The sequence below is a fragment of the Marseilla massiliensis genome (assembly GCF_016899855.1).
Lineage (GTDB): Bacteria > Bacteroidota > Bacteroidia > Bacteroidales > Bacteroidaceae > Prevotella.
The window spans coordinates 1-3,259 of the sequence record NZ_JACJJG010000169.1 but is presented as its reverse complement, the minus strand read 5'-3'; the positions used below and the strand labels follow the sequence as shown (position 1 = coordinate 3,259).

2 protein-coding genes are annotated in these 3,259 nt (G+C 52.3%); both read right to left on the bottom strand.

Annotated elements, in window-relative coordinates:
• On the bottom strand, nt 1-656 hold a 656-nt coding region (locus tag H6A34_RS13960), incomplete at its 3' end, for a family 43 glycosylhydrolase (protein WP_205106011.1).
• 254 nt (nt 657-910) lie between these two features.
• Nucleotides 911-3,106 (bottom strand): outer membrane beta-barrel protein, encoded by a 2,196-nt coding sequence (locus H6A34_RS13955; RefSeq protein WP_205106010.1) that lies wholly within the window; start codon nt 3,104-3,106, stop codon nt 911-913.
• Nucleotides 3,107-3,259 lie beyond the last annotated feature (153 nt).

The window sequence follows — 3,259 nt, the reverse complement described above, 5'->3', positions numbered from 1 at the left end:
CCGCCACGCTTGTACAGCCAAGGGGCTTCCTCATAGAGTGTCGGGCGTTCCGGTATGTTGCCCTCACGGCGTCCGAACGCCTCCTCGGTCATGGGCACTGCCGCTATGTCTCCCGAATAGGAAATCATGTCTTCGTTTAGTTTTACGTAATAGCAGAACGGATTTCCCCAGTAAAGATACGCTTGTCCGTCATCGTCAATCATCACCGTAGGGTCAATGTCTCCCTTCCCGCTCGACACAAGAGGCTTGCCCAGCGGGTCGTGGAATGGGCCGTATGGACTGTCGGCTACGGCCACGCCGATGGCTCCTCCGCCGCCTTTCATCGTTACCGGCACGTAGGCATAGAACTTGCCGTCGCGCTCAACGCACTGCATTGCCCATGCGTCTCCTTGCGCCCATCCGAACGTCTTGTAGGACAGCACCGTGCCGTGGTCGGTCCAGTTGACCATGTCTTCGGTGGAATATAGTTTCCAGTCGTTCATCGTAAACCATGTTGACTCGTCTTCGTCGTGGCTCGTGTACAGGTACATACGTCCGTTGTACACCATCGGCGCAGGGTCGGCGGTGTATGCGGTCTGTACTATCGGGTTCTGAGCCAAAGCCTGAACGGCGTACATTGCGGCAGCCAACACAGGCAAAAACTTTACATTGCTCATTGTTTTTATCAGTTTAAGGTTTTATATTACAGGATACAAAGATAGTAAAAAATACACTTAATACAAAATGAAAACCAAGAAAATGCTTTTCAATATTTTGCCACCATGTTTGCAAAAGGCCGTATTTCACGTTACGAAAGGCCGTCTTTTACACAACAAAAGGCCATCTTTTAGCTTGTAAAAGACGGCCTTTCGTAACCTTGTCTGTAATTTGCTGACTTACAGTAAGATACGGCATACGCTGAAGCGGAGCGTCATTTCATGAAGCGTGAGGTGTCAATCTCCTTGTGTTCCTTTTCCTTATAGCTGCCGAAAGCGTAGCTGAAGGTCACTCCTACGTGGCGGAAGCTCGACATCTTCATGTTGAAGTCCTGCCCACGGAAGCGGATGTAAGGGTCAATGTGCGACGTCTCGAATATGTCGTTGCAGTACACTTTCAGCGTGGCGCGCTTGTTCTTGAGGAACCTCAGCTGCACTGCGGCGTCCACACGGCCCGCCGCTGGCAGGTCGTAATTGCCCTGTATGGCCTTTGTCTGCACCTGCCCGTTGAGCGAAAGGACTATTTCGGGGTTCTTGGAGATGGTGAACTCGTTTTTCAGAGAGAATATCCCGAGCAGCTTGGAGCGGTCGAAGGGTATGTCGTAGAAGTCGCTGTCCTTATGTTTCATCCATATTCCCATGGCCGTAAAGTTGCCGCTGTACCAGCCGCCGAGCTTCAGCGGAACCGTCGCCATAAGCCCCGCCTGCTGTTGGAAGTCGAAGTTCACCCAGCGGAACGTCTCCGTCAGCTCGTCTGGACGCTGGTACAGTGTCTGCATGAAATGGTCGTCGGTGTACGAGAACCAGCCCGTAAAGACGTATTTGTTCTTCAACACGTATGTCAGGTTTGCCTGGTATTCGTGCGAAGGCTTCAGTTCCGGGTTGCCAACGATTTGGTCATAGCCGCCGTTACTGTACGTTATGAAGTCCTGCACGGCCCAATATTCGGGATAATTTGTCGAGCTGCCCACGCCAAGTTGCAGCACAGGGCCCTCCGCCGGAAGGTAAGTCACGTTCAGGGTGGGCAGCCAGTTCCATTCGTTCCACGCCGTGCTGTTGTAGTATTCGGCTGCAAGCGATGCGTCGATGATAACCTTATTATTGAAATTCTTGTTGAAACCTGCGTACAGATTCACCGTATTCTCGATTTTTTTAGTTGACAAGTTACGAGTTGACAAGTCAACAAGGGGTGAAGTTTCAGCAGACAAGTAACGAGCAGACAAGTCGACAAGGAGATTTGTATCGTCACTTGATGACAACAAAGAAGGCATATCTCCTTGTCTGCTCGTCCCTTGTCTATTTGTCAACTCCTCATACTCCTGGCGGCTGTTGTCCGTACTCCGCAGGTACGACGCTCCGTAGTTGAGGCCCCAACCGCCTTTAAGCGTATGCTCCTGCTTGGCATATACGCGCCAGATATCCAGTCTTTGGCGGTTGTCTACGAGGTAGTTCAGCTCGCGGTCGGTCAGCACACTGCTGAGTCTTTGCGTCTGCGGACTGTTATAATAGGTGTATTCAGCGCCAACGTTCGTGCCGAACGGCAGTTTATAGTCAAGCGAAACGTCGTGCAGCCACGGCTTAGAGTCGAGGTCGTTGCGCCCCGTTATCGAGCCGCTCATGCGCTGGCGGTTGTCCGTTGTGGCATAGTTGCCGTAGTAACTTAGGCTCAGGCGGTGATTGTCCGAGAAGTTATAGCCCGCAGAAAGACGGAACTTGTGGTTGTGTCCGGTGCCGAGCGTGCGCTCAAACGACTGTATGTCGTGTACTGTTCCGTCGTTGAGGGCGTGGTGGGTTGTTATCTCCCGTGTGCCGTAAGAGTCGCCGTGGTCGTGTGAATACATAAGGTCGGCACTCAGTTTCTTGCCCGAATATACAACAGTAGCACGCTCCTGGAACGCTGCGTGGTGGCTCTGGTCATACAGACCGAACACCTCTCCCGTAAGCATTTGCCGCTCGGCGGTCTCGTGTTTGAAGTTAATGTTGATGCAAGCGCCGCGCACCTGGTACTTCTCCGGCGCGTTATACATAACCTCTACGTCGCCAACCCTGTCTTTGGGTACGCTCTTCAGCACCTGCGTTAGCTGCTCCTGGCTGAGGTTTGTCACCTGTCCGTCCATGATAACGGTCACCGCCCGCCCACCAAGGGTAAGGCTTCCGTCCGTCTCCACGACGCCGGGCAGTGCCTTCAAGGCGTCGTATGCGTTGTCTGTAGTTGTGTTTCCTGGCAACCGGTTGACGTCATACACTAACGCGCCGCCCCTTACTTTCACCACAGGACGCTCTCCGCTGACCATCACTTCGGGCAACGTGCGCACTATACTGTCAAGTCTTAGCGAGTCGTCGGCCGCCGTTTGCGCTTTCATCGTCAGACAAACGGATAGCAAAAGGAATGAAACAAGTATTTTTCTCATCGTCGTATGTGTTTTGGTTTACGGCGACAAAGGTATTAAAACGCCATGAAACAGCTTGTAAAAAATCGTCCGCCATTTTCTACAATATTCTACAACGCCCATAAACAGGGCGTTGTAGAATAGGGAGTTAGCTGGAGTTAACGGGAGTTAGGC

What these genes read in the sequence shown, in the direction of transcription:
- H6A34_RS13955 (WP_205106010.1), bottom strand. Translation starts at nt 3,106, where the DNA reads ATGAGAAAAATACTTGTTTCATTCCTTTTGCTATCCGTTTGTCTGACG.